Origin of the sequence: Pseudoalteromonas sp. SG43-4 (genome assembly GCF_014164325.1) — a bacterium.
Lineage (GTDB): Bacteria > Pseudomonadota > Gammaproteobacteria > Enterobacterales > Alteromonadaceae > Pseudoalteromonas > Pseudoalteromonas distincta.
In genome coordinates, this window is record NZ_JACJFB010000015.1 from 1 (window position 1) to 20,026 (window position 20,026).

The 20,026-nt window shown below is 38.3% G+C and carries 15 protein-coding genes; 2 read left to right on the forward strand and 13 right to left on the reverse strand.

All coding sequences use genetic code 11. The features are described from left to right. Positions 1-157: 157 nt before the first annotated feature. The 4 genes from mrcB to H5160_RS14430 all read right to left on the reverse strand — a co-directional run bounded on the left by mrcB (position 158) and on the right by H5160_RS14430 (position 5,663). The gene (mrcB, locus tag H5160_RS14415; protein WP_024596271.1) at positions 158-2,500 is read right to left on the reverse strand and encodes a penicillin-binding protein 1B; all 2,343 of its coding nucleotides are present in this window, start codon (positions 2,498-2,500) and stop codon (positions 158-160) included. Between the two features lie 150 nt (positions 2,501-2,650). Beyond that, entirely contained in the window at positions 2,651-3,880 is a 1,230-nt protein-coding gene (locus H5160_RS14420) for an ammonium transporter (protein WP_024596272.1), read from the reverse strand. 9 nt (positions 3,881-3,889) lie between these two features. Next, entirely contained in the window at positions 3,890-4,228 is a 339-nt protein-coding gene (locus H5160_RS14425; RefSeq protein WP_004587162.1) for a P-II family nitrogen regulator, read from the reverse strand. Positions 4,229-4,439: 211 nt separating this feature from the next. Next, positions 4,440-5,663: a diguanylate cyclase domain-containing protein gene (locus tag H5160_RS14430; RefSeq protein WP_002958922.1), complete on the reverse strand. Its 1,224-nt coding sequence runs from the start codon at positions 5,661-5,663 to the stop codon at positions 4,440-4,442. Between the two features lie 363 nt (positions 5,664-6,026). Between H5160_RS14430 and H5160_RS14435 the strand changes: the two genes are divergently transcribed. Further along, positions 6,027-7,544 (forward strand): S10 family peptidase, encoded by a 1,518-nt coding sequence (locus H5160_RS14435; protein WP_182737834.1) that lies wholly within the window; start codon positions 6,027-6,029, stop codon positions 7,542-7,544. A 39-nt stretch (positions 7,545-7,583) separates the two neighbouring features. Here the strand turns inward: H5160_RS14435 and H5160_RS14440 are convergent, their stop codons facing one another. The 4 genes from H5160_RS14440 to H5160_RS14455 all read right to left on the reverse strand — a co-directional run bounded on the left by H5160_RS14440 (position 7,584) and on the right by H5160_RS14455 (position 12,888). Further along, the gene (locus tag H5160_RS14440; protein WP_182737835.1) at positions 7,584-9,815 is read right to left on the reverse strand and encodes an ATP-binding protein; all 2,232 of its coding nucleotides are present in this window, start codon (positions 9,813-9,815) and stop codon (positions 7,584-7,586) included. Then, the gene (locus H5160_RS14445) at positions 9,802-10,611 is read right to left on the reverse strand and encodes a phosphate/phosphite/phosphonate ABC transporter substrate-binding protein (RefSeq protein ID WP_024596275.1); all 810 of its coding nucleotides are present in this window, start codon (positions 10,609-10,611) and stop codon (positions 9,802-9,804) included. Before H5160_RS14445 ends, H5160_RS14440 begins: the two co-directional genes overlap by 14 nt. An 87-nt stretch (positions 10,612-10,698) precedes the next feature. Then, complete coding sequence (locus H5160_RS14450) at positions 10,699-11,364, reverse strand: START domain-containing protein (RefSeq protein WP_182737837.1); 666 nt, start codon at positions 11,362-11,364, stop codon at positions 10,699-10,701. Beyond that, entirely contained in the window at positions 11,365-12,888 is a 1,524-nt protein-coding gene (locus tag H5160_RS14455; RefSeq protein WP_024596277.1) for a CYTH and CHAD domain-containing protein, read from the reverse strand. Between the two features lie 307 nt (positions 12,889-13,195). Here H5160_RS14455 and H5160_RS14460 point away from each other — a divergent pair, with 307 nt between their 5' ends. Then, on the forward strand, positions 13,196-13,801 hold the full coding sequence (locus H5160_RS14460) for a TIGR04211 family SH3 domain-containing protein (protein ID WP_002958928.1): 606 nt from the start codon (positions 13,196-13,198) through the stop codon (positions 13,799-13,801). Positions 13,802-13,833: 32 nt separating this feature from the next. Here the strand turns inward: H5160_RS14460 and H5160_RS14465 are convergent, their stop codons facing one another. From H5160_RS14465 to H5160_RS14485, 5 genes are all read right to left on the reverse strand, one after another. Beyond that, positions 13,834-14,895: a DUF21 domain-containing protein gene (locus H5160_RS14465; RefSeq protein WP_024598984.1), complete on the reverse strand. Its 1,062-nt coding sequence runs from the start codon at positions 14,893-14,895 to the stop codon at positions 13,834-13,836. A 55-nt stretch (positions 14,896-14,950) separates the two neighbouring features. Then, complete coding sequence (locus H5160_RS14470) at positions 14,951-16,303, reverse strand: magnesium transporter (protein ID WP_165724231.1); 1,353 nt, start codon at positions 16,301-16,303, stop codon at positions 14,951-14,953. A gap of 314 nt (positions 16,304-16,617) precedes the next feature. Beyond that, positions 16,618-17,367, reverse strand: a complete 750-nt coding sequence (locus H5160_RS14475) for an RIO1 family regulatory kinase/ATPase (RefSeq protein WP_182725098.1) — start codon at positions 17,365-17,367, stop codon at positions 16,618-16,620. Between the two features lie 133 nt (positions 17,368-17,500). Continuing rightward, on the reverse strand, positions 17,501-18,016 hold the full coding sequence (locus H5160_RS14480; protein ID WP_231388420.1) for a MarR family winged helix-turn-helix transcriptional regulator: 516 nt from the start codon (positions 18,014-18,016) through the stop codon (positions 17,501-17,503). A 106-nt stretch (positions 18,017-18,122) separates the two neighbouring features. Further along, positions 18,123-19,790 carry a methyl-accepting chemotaxis protein gene (locus H5160_RS14485; RefSeq protein ID WP_182737839.1) on the reverse strand — a complete coding sequence of 556 codons (1,668 nt, stop codon included), beginning with the start codon at positions 19,788-19,790 and terminating at the stop codon, positions 18,123-18,125. Between the last annotated feature and the right edge of the window lie 236 nt (positions 19,791-20,026).

The following is a 20,026-nucleotide window of genomic DNA, read 5'->3' on the forward strand; positions in this document are numbered from 1 at the left end:
GTATGTTCGTTAATCATAATGTGCCCTCAAACAAGATTTGAAGATCTGATCATGACATTGAGATTTAGTTCAAAAAAATCCCCGCTAATTTCTTAGCAGGGATTTGTGTATAAGAGACAGCTAAATAAGCGGCTTTGTTGTTTAAAGTAATCTTAAATTAACGTATGCATTGCGGCCTAGGCTCGAACTCACTCGCCCTAAGCGGTAGCTGAATCACCTTGCCACATCCTGGTGGTGCCTGCTTACCCGTTTGTTCATTTACAAATGCCCAGCGTATTGATGGTGGACGCGTATCAGCTATTGCTTGTGGGTTAAGTGGTTTTAAGTAACGAATATATGCTTCTAATGCGCCTACGCTACCTGTTAAACCAGTGCTTTTGTTGTCATCTCGGCCAAGCCACGCAACAGTCACTGTATTTTGATCAAAGCCTGCAAACCAACTATCACGTAAATCGTTGCTGGTCCCTGTTTTACCAGCGAGCTGGATTGACGGAAAGTGTAAATTTAAGCGTTTAGCAGTGCCATCTTTCGTTACGCGTTTCATTGCGTATTTGGTCATATACATTGCAGATTTATCAAAACGAGGCTCTGCATTTACTTTATGCTTATAAAGTACTTTACCAACAGAGTCAGTTAATGCCGAAATTGCAGTGAGCTTTTTATATTCGCCATCTGCAGCAATTGTTGTATAAAGCTGAGCCACTTCAAAACTCGACATTTCAACAGCCCCTAAAAGCAGCGATGGGTATTCGTCTATCGCCCCTGTTGCGCCTAAACCTTTCAATGTATTTACTACTTTATCAACACCTACATCGAGGCCTAAATTAACCGCAGGGATATTTATACTGTTACTAAATGCTTTATAAAGTGGAATTGCACCACGGTATTGGTGGTCAAAATTTTCTGGTTGCCACACTTTACCTTGCTCATTTGTGACCTGTACTGGCGAGTCATCAAGCAAAGTAGCTAAATTATAATGTGGCAATTGCAGTGCGGTTAAATACACGGCAGGTTTTACAAGCGAGCCTATATTACGTTTTGTGTCTAAAACACGGTTAAATCCTGAATATCGAACATCGCGACCAGCAATAAGTGCAGAAACACCGCCTTTTTCTACATTAACAGAGATCATGGCTGCTTCTAGTTTTTCAGTTCTAGGGCGATTTTCCAAGTACGGTAAACTCTTTTCAATCGACTCTTCCATTGCTGTTTGCTTTTGCAAGTCAAAATAAGTAAATACTCTTACGCCTGCATCAAGTGTTTGCTGATCAGGTAATAATTCATTTAACTCTCTGTTTACTAGCTCTAAATAGCCTGGGTATGATTTTTGTAAACTGGCTTTCATTGGCGCAATATCAATTGGGCGATTAAGCGATGCACGGTACTCTTTTGTGCTAAGTAACTTATTTTCGACCATTAGACGCAGCACTAAGTCCCTGCGCTCCATTGTGCGCTCTTTATAACGACGTGGGTTGTAATAAGATGGGCCTTTAACCATTGCCACCAGCAGAGCAATTTGATCGTACTCAAGCTCGTCTACAGGCTTTGAAAAGTAAAAGTCAGAAGCAAGCCCCATACCATGGATACCTTGGTTGTATGACTGCCCTAGGTATACCTCATTTAAGTAAGCTTCTAATATCTGATCTTTTGAATAGCGATAATCTAAAATAAGGGCAATAAAGGCCTCATTTATTTTTCGTACTAAAGAACGCTCACGCGTGAGGTAAATATTTTTAGCTAATTGCTGAGTAAGCGTACTGCCACCTTGAACGGTGCGTCCCGCTTTAATATTTGAATAAAGCGCACGTAAAATAGAAAACACCGACACACCATGGTGATCATAAAAATCACGGTCTTCAACTACCAATAGCGTATCTTTTAGCATCGCTGGAAACTTATCTAGTGGTACAAATTCTCTATCTTGTTTAGAATCGTTGCCAATTCGCGCTATTTGCACAGGTTCTAGGCGAGCAGAGTTTAAACGCCTGCCGAACTTATCTTTAATAGTCGCAACTTTTTGCCCTGCAAAACGAAGTTCAATAATATGTGATTCTTCAAGGCCATCATAAAATTCAAAATCACGGCGATAAATCTTGATGCTATCTGCTGTTTTAACAAACTGCCCTGTTCTGCTTAATCTATTAACAGATGAATAATGTAGACGCTCTAACTCAAACACAACTTCTTGGCTTGATAAAAATTGCCCCGGATAGAACTCCATAGAACGAGCATACACTTGCGCTGGAAGTTGCCATTTATTACCTTCAAATATACGTGTAGTTTTTGAATCTAAATAAATGAAATACATTGCCATTGCAATAAAAACAGCCAAGCTGAATTTCCAAAACACTGACCATGTTTTTCTCATAAAAGAGCGTTTAACAGTGGGATTCACTGTTTTTTTACTGCCCTTTGATGTGCTTTTTTTTGTCGTGCTTGACGATTTACTAGCACGTTTAGCTGCAGGTTTGCTGGTAGGTGTTTTTTTATTGTCGGCCATTTAAGTGTAATTTATTCCAAGGGTTATTCACGAGTGTGAGCTTAGCATATTGGGCATATCCTAACATCCGAAAAGTTAACCCCCCCTGAAACAAAAAAAGCCCTACCGAAGTAGGGCTTTATGTAAACACACTATTATTTAAATAAACTATTAGCTATTTCGAACAGAAACAAACTCTGGGTAGGCTTCAATACCACAATCGTGTTGATCCATACCGTTTAGTTCTTCCTCTTCAGTTACTCGTATACCCATTGTTTTGTTAAGCACAGTCCAAACAATAAATGATGCTACAAATACAAAGGCAAGAATACACACTAAACCAATTAACTGATTAACAAAGCTTGCATCACCATTGGTTAGCGGTACTAACATAATACCTAATGCACCACACACACCGTGTACAGAGATAGCACCTACTGGATCGTCAATCTTAACTTTATCAAGTGCTATAATGCTAAACACAACTAATGAGCCACCAAGTAAACCTAGTAAACATGCCATTAATGGAGAAGGTGAAAGTGGGTCAGCAGTAATTACAACTAAACCTGCTAATGCACCGTTTAATACCATGGTTAAATCTGATTTGCCCCAAAGTATCTTACATACAAACAGTGCAGCAATAGCACCCATTGCAGCAGCTGCATTAGTATTAAGTAATATTTGACCTACCGCAGTTGCGTTTTCTTTATCCGAAAGTAGTAATTGAGAACCACCGTTAAAGCCAAACCAACCCATCCATAAAATAAATGTACCTAGTGTAGCAAGTGGTAAGTTTGAACCTGGAATTGGGTATATTTCACCGTTTTTACCATATTTTCCTTTACGAGCACCTAGGATTAGTACACCCGCTAGTGCAGCAGCTGCACCTGCGCCATGTACAATTGCAGAACCTGCAAAATCTACAAAGCCCATTTCAGATAAGAAACCACCACCCCATGTCCAGTAACCTTCAATAGGGTAAATAAAACCAGTTAGTACTACAGCAAAGCCAAGGAAAGCCCATAGCTTCATACGCTCAGCAACTGCACCCGATACAATCGACATAGCCGTTGCAACAAATACTACTTGGAAGAAAAAATCAGATTCTAAAGAATGGTCAGCATCAGCAGCTTGTGTGCCAATTAAAGCGCCTATTGAAGGAATAAAACCACCTTCGGCATTGTCTACATACATAATGTTGTAGCCAACTAATAAAAACATCGTACATGCAATTGAATACAGCGCGACATTTTTAGTTAAAATTTCAGCTGTGTTTTTAGAGCGAACTAAGCCCGCTTCTAACATGGCAAAACCTGCTGCCATCCACATTACTAATATACCTGATATTAAAAAATAGAAGGTATCGAGTGAAAACTTTAGTTCTATTATTGTATTTTCCATGAGACCCCCTTAAATTGCTTCTTCGTCAAGTTCGCCAGTACGGATACGAACAATTTGGTCTAAGTCGTACACGAAAATTTTCCCGTCACCGATTTTACCTGTTGATGCAATTTTAGTAATTGCTTCAACAACGCGTTGACAATTTTCAGTACGAGTTGCAATTTCAAGTTTGATCTTAGGAATAAAATCTACTTGGTATTCTGCACCACGATATAACTCAGTATGACCTCGTTGACGTCCAAAACCTTTAACATCAACTACTGTCATCCCCTCAATTCCTAAATCAGCGAGTGCTTCACGCACGTCGTCTAATTTAAATGGTTTTATGATTGCACTAATCATTTTCATAGCGGCCCCCTCGGACTCTTTATTGTTATCCTGTTGGGTTAAACAATCCAACCTTTGTGCCACTATTTTTATATTTTTTAAAACAATAAGTTAGTGAAAAACAGAAACTAAATAACAAAAAAAACGCACCAATTAGGTGCGTTAATTTAACAAGTTATCTACATTGGTGCGTGCAATATATTAATTGCATGCTTAGCTTTATATAACAGAGCTATACCACGCAGTTTCTTCCTTGGTTTTTAGCTTCGTATAATGCTTTGTCAGCAACACGCATTGCCTGCGTCAAGCTAGTGTCTTGAAAGTCTGCCAAGCCTATACTTGTAGTAATTTTAATTGATTTATCGCTGATAGAAAAATCGTAACTAGCCAGCTTTTTTCTAAATGCTTCAAAGTATTCACGACCACGTTCAAGCTCTATCTCAGGTAATATTATGGCAAACTCTTCTCCACCAACCCGTGCAACTGTAAACTTTGAAAACGTAGTGCGGATTAATGAACCAACCTGCTTTAAAGCCTGATCGCCACCCTCATGGCCTAATGTATCGTTAATATTTTTGAAAAAATCGATATCTAACAATGCGAGAGTATTTTTCTGGTTTTTACTTTTAAGGAGCTTTTCTGCATATTGATAAAAATAGCGTCGATTATGAAGCCCTGTTAAATGATCCCTATGCGCGCTTTCTTTAATATCTGAAATTAACGATAGTTGCTCCATTGTTTGAAGTACTCGACAATGAAACTCCTCATTCATAAATGGCTTTGTTAAAAAGTCATTGGCGCCATATTTAATAAATCGCGCTGATAGGCCATGTTTCCCCGCGCCCGACAAGCCAATAATTGCTAAGTCGTCTCGGCCTCTAAAGTTACGTACCGCTTTAACAAGTTCAAAGCCATCCATAGAAGGCATAGCGTAGTCGGTCATAAGTAGCTTTATATCAGGATTAGCTTTTAATATTTCGAGTGCTTGTTGTCCATCGTGGGCATCTGTCACATCAAACAATTGCTTTTCAAGCATTTGCTTCATTAACGAGCGGCTCAGTAATGAATCATCTGCTACTAATGCTTTACAACCTTGGTTTCTTAGCAATTGCGCAACGAGTTTAACGGCGTAATGGTAAGAGTCGCGATTATCTTTAATAACATAATCAACGACACCTAATTCAAGCATTTGTTGGCGCTTGTACTCATCTATTTTTGAGGTTAAAACAACCGTAGGAATCTTTTTAGATAAAGTATATTTTGCGACTTCACCGTGAGGAGCATCTGGCAAGGTTAAATCAACTAACGCAAGCGTGTAGTCGTATTTTTCTACGTAAGTGGCACATTCAGCTAAAGACCAAGCAAAATCGATTGCCACATCAAGGTATTGTGCAGTTAAGTGGCGAAGTACCTGCTGCACTACTTTACTGTCTTCAACCACTAATACTCTTTGCATAAAGCTTCTCTTTACCTTTAATTAGTTTTACCACAAAACGACAAATACCACGCAATTACTGCAATAGCATTAGTCATAAACATCCGGTGTAGAGTGCACTTATGTGCTTGAAAGCGTAATCCGTTAGATTTTTTGGTGATAGCCTGTATAAAAAATCAATACAAGTAGGCCGCAATATACCTGAATTTTGCAATTAACTAAATAAAGAAAGTAAATCCAAAATAACTATAAAAGCGATTAATACGCGCCTTTCAATGTATTAATACCTTACTGAACCAGTATTATCGGCCACTAGTCTCAATACTTTTGTTATTTAACTCATTTTTATCTTTAATGATGTATCAACAATAATAAGGACACCTAATGAAGCTTAGTCGTATTATCAGTTTACCGATAACCGTTATTGCATTAATAATTAGTACAAGCACGCTTGCCGATAACCAACGTCGTATTGATGTAGACAGCAAAGTAGTTACCCAACATAAGGCTAAAATTAATGGCCAGCGTTTTAGTTATACCGTAGCTACAGGCACACAACCTGTATGGGATGATAAAGGCGACGCGGTTGCTACACTACAATACACCTACTACACACGTGACAAAGTTGACGACAGGACAGCTCGCCCATTACTTATTTCATTTAATGGCGGGCCGGGTTCGGCTTCTGTATGGATGCATCTTGCTTATACTGGCCCTCGCGTATTAAAAATTGATGACGAAGGCTATCCAATTCAACCTTATGGCGTAAAAGACAACCCATATTCTGTACTTGACATTGCCGATATTGTTTACGTAAACCCGGTAAATACTGGCTATTCTCGCGTACTTGAAAACGAAAAAGGCGAACTGCCTTCCAAAGCAAAACAAAAAGAATTATTTTTTGGTGTTAATGCCGATATTAAATACCTTGCTGAGTGGTTAAATACTTTTGTAAATAGAGCACAGCGCTGGCGCTCGCCTAAATTTTTAATTGGTGAAAGCTACGGTACAACACGTGTATCTGGACTCGCTCATGAGCTTCAAAACAGTCAGTGGATGTACATAAACGGTGTTGTTCTCGTATCACCTACTGACATTGGTATTAAGCGCGACGGCCCGATTAAAGCCGCTAACCGCCTACCTTACTTTGCAGCGACTGCTTGGTATCACAAAGCACTTAACGCCGATTTACAAGCTAAAGATCTTGATGAGTTATTACCTGAAGTTGAAGAGTTTACTGTAAATGAGTTAATCCCTGCGCTTGCTAAAGGTGGCTTTATTAATGCTGATGAGAAGCGACGCATAATTACAAAAATGGCGCACTACGCAGGCTTATCAGAAAAGTTTGTTGAGCAAAATAACTTAGATATTCCAACTCAATTTTTCTGGAAAGAGCTACTGCGTGAACGTGGTAAAACTGTAGGCCGCTTAGATTCTCGTTATTTAGGAATGGATAAAAGAGACGCAGGTGAATCCCCAGACTACTGGGCTGAACTTACCTCTTGGTTACACTCTTTCACTCCTGCAATTAATCACTACTTGCGTGAAGAGCTAAACTATAAAACGGATGTAAAATATAATTTATTTGGTAATGTTCACCCATGGGATAGAACCGGTAATAATACGGGCGAAAATCTACGTTTAGCTATGGCGCAAAACCCTTACTTAAACGTGATGATTCAATCAGGATACTTTGATGGTGCAACCAATTACTTTGACGCTAAATATACGTTATGGCAATTAGACCCAAGCGGTAAAATGAAAGACCGTTTGAGCTTTAAAGGCTACAGAAGCGGACACATGATGTACCTTCGCCACGCTGATTTAGAAAGCTCTAATAACGATTTACGTGACTTTATACAGCACGCTTTACCCAAAAAAGGGCAAGCGGCTAAATACTAAAATACCTAAAACAAAAAATGGCTCTTTAAGAGCCATTTTTTATGTGCGTTTTTCATATCGTAAACAATAGCTTTTAAGTTGTGTGACTACAGCGTTAAAGCGCTCTTCCAGCTGCTGTATATATTCATTTTTAACTGTTTCGTTTTCTGCCTGTGTTTCTATCTGCTGGCATATATTTGCCAACTCAATAGCCCCAACAGACTTTGAAGACGACTTTAATGCATGAGCCTGAAAAGCTAAATCAACATAGTTTTTACTCTTAGCATACGCGTTAGCTAATTTAATTTGCTCCCCTGCTGTTTGTAAAAACGCATTAAATACCATGCAATGTACGCTAGGATCATCACCAAGCATTGCTTTTAGTAGCGTAATATCTAATTGATCAAAACTATCTGAAGCTATATTTTCACCATCTGATTTTTCTGAACGTGTATTGACCATAGTTTGAGAATGCTCCATCAATAACGACTTTAATTTAACAAGCTCAATAGGCTTTGTTAAAAAGCCATTCATTCCACAACTATAGCAATTATCTATGTTGTTTTTGGTAATGTTGGCCGTAATTGCAATTATAATCAGTTCATCAAAATGAGTGTTTTCTCGTATTTTTTTGGCTAACCCTAACCCATCGAGTAAGGGCATTTGAATGTCGGTTAGTAAAATATCAAAGCGTTTATTTTGTATGGCCTCCCAAGCTTGCTCACCGTTACTTACAAAAGTAGAGCACACTCCAAGCATAGTTAATTGCTGTTTTAACACTTGCTGATTTGTAACTTGATCTTCTGCCACTAAAACCTCAAGCGTAGGAAGCGTTACCGCATTTAAGCTTTGCTGTGTTATTTGAGGGGCTTGCACTTGTGCTGGCAAGTCAGTTTGATCAAAACTGTTAAAGTTTAGCGTAAAACAAGAACCTTTGTGCTGCTCGCTTTGTGCGCTCAAAGACCCTTGCATACGCTCTACCAGCTGCTTAGTTATCACTAAACCAATACCGGTTCCATTTACTTTACTGGTTTCAGCGCCTAAGCGGTCAAAAGGTTTAAATAGGCGAGAAATGTCATCTGGAGAAAATCCGCATCCGGTATCTATTACATCTATTTCGCATTGTTTATTACTTAACACCCGACAATTAATATTAATGCTGCCATTTAGTTTGTTGTATTTAATCGCATTTGAAAGCAAGTTAAGCATCACTTGTTTAAAGCGGCGCTGATCAATATAAATACTCAACCCTTCTAAGGACTCAAAACCGTGAGTTTGCAGTGTTATTGATTGCCCTTTAATTAGCTCAGTGACAAGCTCTACTGACTCTTCTAATATGCTTTTAATAGGCACATAAGAAAAACTAAACTGCATATTACCCGACTCAATAGCTGTTAAATCAAGCACATCGTCTATGAGTAATAGTAAATGCTCTCCAGCTTGATAAATGCTTTTCGCGTTTTCTTTTTGTACTTTATTAGCACTCTCATCATATCCATACAGCTGGGCTAAGCCTAAAATTGCATTTAATGGAGTTCTTAATTCGTGGCTCATACTGGCCATAAAATCTGACTTTGCTTTGCTTGCAGACTCAGCTTGAATTCGTAATGCATTTAATTTTTGATGGTTATTCGCAACCTCATCAACCATATTATTAAATGCATTTATTACACTGCCCACTTCATTTTGTTGTTGTTTATCTATATGGCAATCAAAGTCGCCTTTGGCTAAACGTGAAAACCCAAGTTTTAGCGTCCTCAAAGGCGATGTAACCCTGTAATCCACCAGCCAAGCTAAACCTATAAAAACGATAACTAAAATAATAAATTGTATATATATTAAGGTGTAATGAAGTTTTGAAGATTCGTTAATTTCATTCGTAAAATTAACAACCAAGCTAATATTAGCCAGCGGTTTGTCTAAAAATACCACCTGTTGAGATAACAGCATGTCGCCGTTTTCATTTGCTCCAACCCAATTCTCAAGCGGATACAATTGGTTTTTTGAATCAACGTCAACAATTTTAATACTTTTCCAATTAGGGCGAGTTTGAAGTTGACTGTCTATTTCTTCATATAGCTCTGCATATTGCCTAGTTAACAACGGAGTCGTTATAGAAGTCGATAACTGCGCTAAAGAACGCTGAGCAGCCTTTGAAAGGCCATCGTTTACCCAACGCGCTTGTTCAGGTAATGCGTAAAACATAAAAAGACATGCCATAAGCAAGCCACAAAGCAATACAACAATAAAGCTTTGCGCCCTTAAACTACGAAACCCTCTAATTTTCAACATAAAATGAGCGCAAGCCCCACTGAGTTAACTGCTGATACTCTGCTAAAGTTGCAATACTAGGTTTAATAATTGGGATACCTGCAAGTAAATGTTTATGCTCTGGGCTTTGCCCTATATCTAAAATAGCTTGTTGCACTTTTAACTGTATTGCAGGATCAACCCTTGGATGGGCTACAATTGGGTGGCGACTAATTTCACGCGTTTTATAAAGAATTTTGAGTTTATTTTGTAAGCTTTCTGGTTGTTGTTTAAATGTGCCCATTACACCACCGCCCGCCATTGTTGAGTGCAGTGCTACATTTAAATATACCGATGGATGAGTTTGGACATATACAGGCTTTATTGTTAGCCCGTATAACAATGCTAAATCAGCTCTCATTAATAATGACGCACCTAATGCGTTAGGTGCAGGGAATGCTATTTCAGCGCCCTCTAGTTGGCTTAAATTATCAATATCACTGTCTTTGTTTACGAGCAAAATACCTTGCAGCTTTCGCCCTGCATCTTTTATTAATGGTAAATATCCCTGTTTTTCGTATGCTACAACACTATGCCATGGGTTCATGTATGCAAAGTCGTACTCGCCATTAGCAAAGGCTTTTTCAAATACAGGAATAGACTCAACTGTAATTAGCTTTATAGTTATTCCCGTTTGCTTACTTACTTGCTTTAACAAAGGTTGCCAAATAGTATTTAGCTTTTGCGGCTCGTATTGCGGCACTACACCAAAGGTATATTCTTGAGCTAATAAGAATGAGCTGTGTATCAAACATAATATAGCCACTAAATACTTCATCAATTCTCCAAATAATAGCGTGTCATTATTGCTTAAGCGTAGTTAAAGACTACTCAACACACCATTAAATTATTATATATTCGATATTTAGCATTGACCTGCTTTGATTAGAGGTAGTTTTGGAGTGTATTTTTTATCTGTGAGCATATGATGCAAGTTCATAAATGTGATGTAAGTACTTTTCAATCCGACCTTATTGCTTAGCCAAGTAGGTATTGCCCCATCAGGCAAAGCATATACTTGGTACTCAATATCAAGGCGGCCTTTGTCCTCACTCAGCAGCCAGCGTGCATTTAAAGTAGTAATTCTTATAACGCCATTGTTTTTGGGCTGCTTATTAGGGCGAGCCTTAATAAGCAATTGGCTTTTATTTGCAGTCAACTGTGAATAACAAGAATAAGTAATGCTATCTCTATCTCTAACAGGCCAAGGAGAATTAAAATAACTGTACACTAAATTTTCTGATGGGCTTATGTGCTTAATAACCTTTACCTGAGATATATTTTCGAGCCATTGGGGTGCGGCATCGGTATCACTAAGTAATTCTAAAAACTCATTGGTGGATACGCCTTTCACGCTCATCTGCGCTTTTACTTCAAAGGTATTATCACTGTGGCTTTGATAATACACACTTACGCCATTTTTGTTTTTATACAAATGCCATATGGGCTCAGCGTAAGTGTTAAAACTAACTAATAAAAAAATAACGAATAAACACTTTTGCAACTGAATTTTATTACAAAAGCGCATCATTTATTTTTGCCAGTAAGGTTCTATGTCAAGTGAAGCAAGGCGACTTTGCTCCATGGCACTGACCAAATATTCAGACTTTTGTTCAAGCCATGACTGGATTTTAGCAAGCTGTTCGTCCTCTTGCCCTGCACATAATTGCTTTAAATACTCAAGCGTACTTAATTCATAAATACCATGAGAAATATCAAGCCAAGGCAATCTAAACTCTAGGCGTTCTTCTTTATCAAATAACGATCCTAAACAGTTACCGCTCAGTAGGCTATTTTCAAGCTGAGTTCGTAGGTTTAAATACGAAGCGACATCGAGTGTTTGCTCCTTTGGAAGCAACTCGTGCAGGTTTTTCCAGTCTTTATTGAAAAGCCTATTGGCAATAGACGACACATTTTGCTCAGCCGCTTGAAGCTCTGCTTGCCCCCAGTCTTTACGCCATTGCTTATCGATTAACCATGTAGTTAACGATAGTAATAAACGATTATAACGTGCGCTGTGAAACAGTGCATTTATATCGTCAATGCTTGGCTGTAACTCTTTTAAGTCTCCAATGACTTGAGCAAGTGCTGGCGCCGCATTAATTTTTTTATAAAAAGCATGGCGTTTAGACGTGTACGTTTTTAATTGAATCGCGTTTTCTACCCACGCTAATTCACTTAATAACCATTTAAGTTCGGTACGTAAGTGCTCTGTACTTTCTTTAGATACTATATCGTCGTATAGCCAAAAAGTATGGCGGATTAAACTGATGCCGTCAGTTACGCGTTTAAGTGTTTTTAAACTTGGCTTATCGAAATAGCATTGCTCGTGCTTTTGTACAAAGCGAATGCCAAAGTTCATGGCTTCAACTAAAGCACGCTCTTGAGTAGTCGACTTTGGTAATTGTACAAAACCAATAGATTTGCTTGGCATTAAAGGTTTTTCATCAGCAAGTCGATAACCACGCGCGGCCTTAGAATACAAACCTAAGCGTATGCAGTTTTGGCTAACTAGTATATCTGCAAATGCAAACAGCTCATTACGACTGCCCTCAACTAGCTCAATTTCTAGCTCGCTAATAATTTCAATTTTACCCGAAGCCGCAATTTCACCTTTATCGAGTACGACTTCAATTTTAGCGCCACTTTCGGTTTCAATTAACCAAGTACGACGAATGAAGTTAGTACTAAATATTGGATACAAGTTTTTTGAGATGGCGCTTATTTGCATGCCATGAGGCCAAATATCAGCATCAAACGCCATTAAATTAGGGCGGCTTGATTCAATTGGTAAATTGTACTCTGGACGTTGGTGTAAACCACCTACCACTTCACCTGCAAGCTTTATAGTTTGCTCGCATTCGCTGTCAGAACAACGCGTTCGAAAGCCTATATCAAGCGCTCTAAGCTCTCTGCTTGGCGTATCGTAGTATGCATTTTGTAAGCTGCGAGACGGTTTATTCTTCACCGTTTTTGCAAATTGAGTAATTAACGAGGGGATCAGTGGAATAACGGCATCTGATACCAAAAATTTCAGTTCTATCTCAGTATCCATTCGGTTTGCGGATTACCTTTAAAATAAATAAGTGCTCAAAATAAACAAAGCGCCTTAACAATGCAAATTTTTTAACCTTATTTTAGGGCTTGATGACCTTTGCGGATTAAAATTCGTTCTATCTAGGAGCAATTTAATCACAGCGTGAGGCTTGTAACCTAGTGGACTCGATAACTACTCCTGCGTTACCGTACTGGGTTACAATATCAGTCTTGCTATTGATCTATTTAATCCATACTATCTAACTACTTATGTGAAATAAAAATCACGTTCATAACGGACGCAGTTAGATCAACAAGGTAGATAAATGCTAAAACATTGTTTATTAGGGCTACTTTTAACAGCCACCACATTCATGAGTTATGCACAAGAAGCACAACCTGCAAATTCAACGAATGCAAACACCGCTTATATTATCGATAATCTATACACTTTTATGCGCTCTGGGGCGAGTAAAAATTATCGACTACTCGGCTCTGTAGATGCTGGAACAAAGTTAACCTTGTTATCAAATGAAGAAAACGGCTTTATAAAAATTAAAGATGATAAAGACCGTGAAGGCTGGATAGAAACTAAGTTTATTACTAAAACAGCTGGCTTACACCAACAGTACAAAACACTAAGTAGCGAAATGAGCACTATGCAAGAAAAGCTACGTCAAGCTCAAATAGAACTTCCACAGCTACAAGAACAAAATCAAACTTTAACAGATCAAAATCTGCAGCTATCTGCTCAAATCACTAAACTTAAAACAACGCTAGAACAAGAGCGCACTCAAAAAGAAGCTGCTAGCTCAAAAGAGAAACGCCAGCTACTGACTTACGGTGGTGCTATTGCGTTTTTAGGCCTGTTTTTAGGTATTATATTAACGATAGTGCTGTCACGTCGTAAGCGCTACGAAGGTTGGGCGTAAAGCTCCATCCAACTAAATACAAAAAAGCCGCTTTATAGCGGCTTTTTATTCTCTGTATTTTCATGCAGTTCGAGTTTTGGTGCACTCATACCTTTGAGCAACCGACCAAATATATCAGCGCCGGTAATAATGCGTTTCACGTCGCTCCACACTAATACCACATCGTGATCAATGGCCCCATCAAACGATTTATCTAAAGAATGATTAGCTCGTATTTTTAAAATCACTTCACTCAAACGCATCGCTTCATCAGCAACAATTATAGGTCTGTGACAATAATGATAAGGGTCAAACGTATCTGGCTCAAATAACGCTGATCTTAAAAAACCGTCAGCATCTACCACTAATAAAGGCCAACCGTCTTCATTGGTAATGATCACCCAGTTATAACCTGACTTATGTAGTTTGCGTAAAAACTCATTATCAGTCGTTAATGTAAGGTCTGGGAAAATAGGCAAATCAAGCTTAGTAGGCAAAGCAATAATAGAGTCTGGATCAATTACCTCACCCTCTTTGGTTACGCTTATTTCATCTAAGCTAAAAAAGTTAAGCGCGCCTATTCCCTCAACGTGTTGAACATCAGCTTCTTCAGCCTCTATGTGTTTGCGAATAATACCCCTGAGCTCACTTTCAGCAAAGTACGTAATCCCCTCTTTGCCTAACCATGCATCGAGAATTAAAGCAGTTGGCTTAGCAACTATATAAAACAGAATCTGATAAAACTTAATTAACGGCGAAAGTAGGCTCGCCATTTTTAACGCATTACGCGAAAAATAAGCCTGTGGTGTTATTTCACCAATAATAGTAATTGCGATAGTTGAGAATAAAAACGAACTTGCGCCCATTAATACCGAATCAGAAAGTAGTGTAAGTAGTACGTTAATACCTACGTTACCCCACAAAATAGTCGACAATAAAAAATTAGAGTCGTTTCGAAGGGCCATGACTTTTATGGCCGCCTCGTTCCCTTTTGCACTTTCCATTTCAAGCTGAAGCCTACTTAGTGAAAAAAACGCTAAGTTTAAGCCCGAAAATATTGCCGATTGTGAAATACACAAAGCAATTGCACACCAAATCATGACTTCAAAGGTCATTGTATTTTCCTGTTAGTAATACCAATTCACTTAATTAAGCGAATTGGTATAAGGCTTATAAAAGCAATAAACTGCCTAAACCTAAAAAGGTAACAAACCCAACAATATCGGTAACGGTAGTTAAAATTACCGAACCAGATAACGCAGGATCAATTTTCATTTTGTCTAAAATAGACGGAATAACAACACCTGCTAGTGACGCGGCCACTAAATTCAATAATATGGCTACCGTAATCGTAATACTAAGCATTAAGTCGTTAAACCATAAAAAGGTAAGTAGGCCGATTACAAACGCCCATACCAAGCCATTTACAGCGCCAACACGCAGCTCTTTTTTAAGCAACGCATTACGGTTTGAATCTGTAACCTGTCCAAGCGCTAAACCTCGCACAATAACGGTTAATGTTTGACTACCTGCAATTCCCCCCATAGAAGCGACCACTGGCATTAATACCGCTAGTGCTACAACTTGTTCTATCGTTGCGCCAAATAAACCGATAAACCACGACGCTAAAAAGGCAGTAGCTAAATTAATACCTAACCATATGCCACGGTTTTTAGCACTTTTTCGCACACTTGCGAACAGGTCTTCGTCTTCACGTAAACCACCGGCTTTAGCGGCTGCTTCATCAGCAATTTCTTGTCGTAATTCATAAGCAGAGGCAATGGTTAATCGCCCAAGTAATTTGTTATCAACATTAACCACTGGCAGTGCCATTTTTTCACTGTGGATCACCACTTCTGCCGCTTCATATAAATCATCATCAGCATGGAGCGATGAAAAGTCATGATTTGCCAATGTCATTAAGTTATCGGTGTCGCTGGCTTTTATTAAATCATTTACCGCAACCTCACCTATTAAACTACCCTTGCGGCTTACTAAATAAATAACTTCACTGTATTGCGGTAAACCTTTGTGTAGCAATTTTTTAGCACCACCGGCTGTTAGCTTCTCCGATACTTTTAAAAAGTCAAAACCTAACCAGTGACCTAATTGCTCTGGCGGGTATTGCTGCGCTAAATCATATTGTTTGGTTTGCGCTTCATCGAGTTGCTTTTTTGCATACTCAACAAATCGCTCTGGTATAACTTCTTCAAGTTCCAGTAGCTCTTCTACATTAACTTCATCAAGAAGTTTAAAAGCCTCAGTGTCTTCTAGCGTTTGTAGCAACCACAAACAACTATCTTCACTTAAATTAACAAAAATTTCGTGTTGCGTGTCTTCATCAAGCAACTGCCAAATTTCAAGTCGTTGTTCTTTTGGTATCGCCTCAAAAAGTAATGACAGGTGCTCTGTTGAAAGCGTTAACTGCGCATCTGCTAATAATTTATTTTTGCGTTCTGTTGTATCGCATTGCAATAAATCATTTATGAGCTGTGGAAGTTGGTCTACAGGATACTCAATCATCTTAAAACCTTAAAATTTAAAAGCGCACATTATTTATAGTCTACTTGAACAATAAAAAATTGCAGAAAAAACGTGAACTTATTAAGCATGCGCAAGCTATTTTTGCGCATTGTATGGGCAAACTAAATGCAGTACTAATATTTATTTTAAAAAATTAAAAAAACAGTAAAAGGACTTGTTTTTGAGGGATTAAACAACAAGTAAGCAAACCAAATGGATTACTTATAATAAAAAAAACCCCATATTAGCTAGGCTAATATGGGCAAAATCACACAATGAATTAGGTGTTTTTAAATTACGGTTTATGCTTTAAATTAAAGTCTATCAGTAATATTTCGTACTAAGTCAGAATCTACAAATTGAGTAATAAGTGCAGCGCCCCACGCATAGCCTCGCTGTATTGGGTAACCTTTAAAAATCCAGCGTTTACGCACGTGATTAAAGCGCTCTAAATAGTCTTGTTTTTTTTGTGGCAGAGGTTGCTCACCCAATTTATTCCATGCTTTATATACGCCTGACATGTCAGATCCTCGCATAAAGCGTTGCAACCAACGTGGAAAACGAGAAAAGCTAATAGTGGACTGAAAATCAATAAAATAAGGTTTACCGTCTGCGCCGCATAAAATATTACCCATATTACGCAAGTCTAAATGCACGATGCCTTTGCGATGCATTTTTGCTACTTGACGCTCAAGCTCACTAAAAAAGTTAACAGGTAGTGTTTTGTCTTCATGAATTAAAGCGCGCAGTGGCGTGCCTTCAATATAGTTATAAGCAACCGCTATCGGCGACAATCTACAAAAGCGGTTAGCAACTGCATCAAGCTCTGCTAAACGGCTCAACCCTTTATACTCTTGATTTACCGACATTCGTGCAAATGTTTTGCGGATAAACCAGGGGCTTTGGCTAAAATCTTTAACGATTAAATCAAATTCATTATCTTTATATCGATACACAATCGCGTTAGCAAAACGTCCCTTATGGACAACACTTAAGTGATGTTGCATAAAAGTATGTTCTGGAAATTGCTGTTGTAATTGTACTAACAAATTATTTTCAATCATAACAAACCTAACAAGATGATAACTTTAATTGCCTAGGCAACTATATTATCAAAGTTAGATTCTGCGCACAATCAGATCAACTAATTAGCACGCTAACTTTCTATTGAAACAGTATCGCTATTTTATTGATAATCTACTTTTGGGGGGAGTCTGGCAGTGAATCAAGATTATTTATAGCTTTGAATAGTAAGTCGATTATTTGGTTTTTTTCTGGCTCCGAAAAACCACTTAATGCTTGCGCATAGACTTCGTTCACTACAGGCATAATTTCAGGACAAAGAGCTTTACCTTTTTCACTTAAACACAAAATAGTTGAGCGCTTATCAAGCTCACATTGCGTTTTAATAATGAGTCCTTTTTCTTCAAGTCGGTTTAGTAAGCGGCTCATAGCGCCACGATCATAAACCATATACTCGCAAAGTCCTGCAAGCGTATTAACCGACTCTCTCGCAAGTAGTACAACCACAATATATTGCGCAGAAGTTAAGTCCATAGGAAGTAACTTGGCATCAACATGAATGGCTAATCTCGAACGTAAAAAAGAGACTAAACGCCCCAAATCTTGCTCTGGCGCTAACTCTTCTCGAGTACAACGTTTAATTGATGGCATGTTTTGCATGGTTATTCCACTGTATAAGTATATTTGCATGCTGATAGACCTTAACGCATACAAAAAATTCAATAATTTTTATAAAAAATCGCCCACAAAAATAAAGCCGCTATTAGCGGCTTTTAGTGTAGGGCTTTAAGCTTTGTTAAATTTTAAATTGGCCAACTAAGTGTCCTAAGCTTTCACCACGCCCAGCTAAATGCTGACCAACTGAAGAGGTGGTTTTACTTGAAATAGTTAGCTCATTAACTATTTCTTGAATAGCAAATACATTACGGTTTATTTCTTCTGTAACGCTACTTTGCTCCAGCGCCGCTGTCGCAATTTGTGTGCTCATGTCGTTAATTGATCTAACTGAGCTTGTTACAGCGCCTAAACTTTCTGAAATAGCACGAGAGGATTCAACAGAGCGATTACAACTACTTTGGCTTGCTTGCATTGCTGCAACTGCATCTGATACTAAATTATGTAGCTCACTCAACATTTCACTAATCTCTAGTGTGCTAACTTGAGTACGACTTGCTAGGCTTCTTACTTCATCGGCTACAACTGCAAACCCTCTGCCTTGCTCACCTGCTCGCGCAGCTTCTATTGCAGCATTGAGTGCAAGTAAGTTTGTTTGCTCAGCAATTCCACCAATTACACTTAGTACGCTATTAATCTTTTTAGATTGATCACTGAGTGAATCAACCTGTTCAGCAGCTAGGTTAATTTCGCCCATTAAGTTTGAAACCTCACAGAGTGAAATATCAACACACTCTTGAGCTTTAGCAACTTCTTGCGTTGCCGCTTGAGTTGACTCTGCCACTTGGTTTGTATTTTGAGCCACCTCATGAGAAGTAGCCGACATTTCGGTAATAGCCGTTGCAACAAGGTCTGTTTCATGATTGTGATTAAGTAACTTGTCTTCAATTAATCGTGTTTGTGTATTTATGTCACCAGAAGCTGTTTTTACATCGTGTGTTACATCAACCACATTAGTAATAATGCCATGTAGCTTACTTACAAACATATTAAATGCTTCGCCAAGTTGACCTATTTCATCATTAGTATCAATGTCTAGACGCTTAGTTAAATCGCCCTCACCTTTTGCAATATCGTCAAGGCTTTGCGCCATGCGCTGTATTGGTTTTACCATTGTGTTTGCGGCAACTAACGCACATATAATTGTTAAAACAACCCAAAATAAAGCAATTAATAATAAGGTCATTACCTTATCATTCATGTGCTCTTGCATAGTTGTTTGGTATTTAAGTAGCTCTGCGTCTATATCATCCATATATGCGCCAGTACCAATCATCCAGTTTGTGCCTGGTATCATTGCTGCATAGCCCATCTTTTCAACTAAGCCTGTGGTATTTGGTTTTTGAAAATGATAGTTAAAAGCGCCACCGCCTTTTCTAGCTTGCTCTAATAAGCCCACTATTATTTTTTTACCGTTAGGGTCAGTCATCCCTATTTTGTTTTGCCCTTCAATAGCATCACCTAGTAATGCATGAAAAACACTAATGCCATTGGTGTCGTATATAAAAAAGTAACCACCTTGGCCAAATGTTAAGTCTCTTAAAGCGTTTTTAGCATCTTGCTCAGAGCCATTTGCTAATTGATAGCGAACAATTTTGCTAGCAATTTCAATTTCGGTACTTAGTAACGTTTGCTTGTCACTTATTAACTTAGTTTGAAATGCTTCAAAATTTTGTTGCTGATTTTTATTCTCTAAATAATAAGAACTCAGCATTAAGCTGATCAAAAGTAGCATTAGCGGTAAAATAGCTAGTAACAGCAATTTGTTTTTCAAGCTTAAATTACTCATTTTTTCTCCGAGGTGAATAAAGGTGTGTGTGCAGCAACAACTAAAATCTAGCAAAACTAATATAGTTTGCAGATTTACTTATTTGCCCAAAATAACTTCGCTCATTTATATCGCTTTAAACTTATATTAAGAAAAGCATAGGTAAAATTAGGTAGGACCAAGTTAGTTAGAAGTCAGCTTAGCCATATTATAATCCCAACTCGGCATTTTAGACACCAATAACGCAGAGACCTTAG

Coding starts and splice junctions, on each gene's coding strand:
- mrcB (WP_024596271.1), bottom strand. CDS start 2,500: ATGGCCGACAATAAAAAAACACCTACCAGCAAACCTGCAGCTAAACGT.
- H5160_RS14420 (WP_024596272.1), bottom strand. CDS start 3,880: ATGGAAAATACAATAATAGAACTAAAGTTTTCACTCGATACCTTCTAT.
- H5160_RS14425 (WP_004587162.1), bottom strand. CDS start 4,228: ATGAAAATGATTAGTGCAATCATAAAACCATTTAAATTAGACGACGTG.
- H5160_RS14430 (WP_002958922.1), bottom strand. CDS start 5,663: ATGCAAAGAGTATTAGTGGTTGAAGACAGTAAAGTAGTGCAGCAGGTA.
- H5160_RS14435 (WP_182737834.1), top strand. CDS start 6,027: ATGAAGCTTAGTCGTATTATCAGTTTACCGATAACCGTTATTGCATTA.
- H5160_RS14440 (WP_182737835.1), bottom strand. CDS start 9,815: ATGTTGAAAATTAGAGGGTTTCGTAGTTTAAGGGCGCAAAGCTTTATT.
- H5160_RS14445 (WP_024596275.1), bottom strand. CDS start 10,611: ATGAAGTATTTAGTGGCTATATTATGTTTGATACACAGCTCATTCTTA.
- H5160_RS14450 (WP_182737837.1), bottom strand. CDS start 11,364: ATGATGCGCTTTTGTAATAAAATTCAGTTGCAAAAGTGTTTATTCGTT.
- H5160_RS14455 (WP_024596277.1), bottom strand. CDS start 12,888: ATGGATACTGAGATAGAACTGAAATTTTTGGTATCAGATGCCGTTATT.
- H5160_RS14460 (WP_002958928.1), top strand. CDS start 13,196: ATGCTAAAACATTGTTTATTAGGGCTACTTTTAACAGCCACCACATTC.
- H5160_RS14465 (WP_024598984.1), bottom strand. CDS start 14,895: ATGACCTTTGAAGTCATGATTTGGTGTGCAATTGCTTTGTGTATTTCA.
- H5160_RS14470 (WP_165724231.1), bottom strand. CDS start 16,303: ATGATTGAGTATCCTGTAGACCAACTTCCACAGCTCATAAATGATTTA.
- H5160_RS14475 (WP_182725098.1), bottom strand. CDS start 17,367: ATGATTGAAAATAATTTGTTAGTACAATTACAACAGCAATTTCCAGAA.
- H5160_RS14480 (WP_231388420.1), bottom strand. CDS start 18,016: ATGCAAATATACTTATACAGTGGAATAACCATGCAAAACATGCCATCA.
- H5160_RS14485 (WP_182737839.1), bottom strand. CDS start 19,790: ATGAGTAATTTAAGCTTGAAAAACAAATTGCTGTTACTAGCTATTTTA.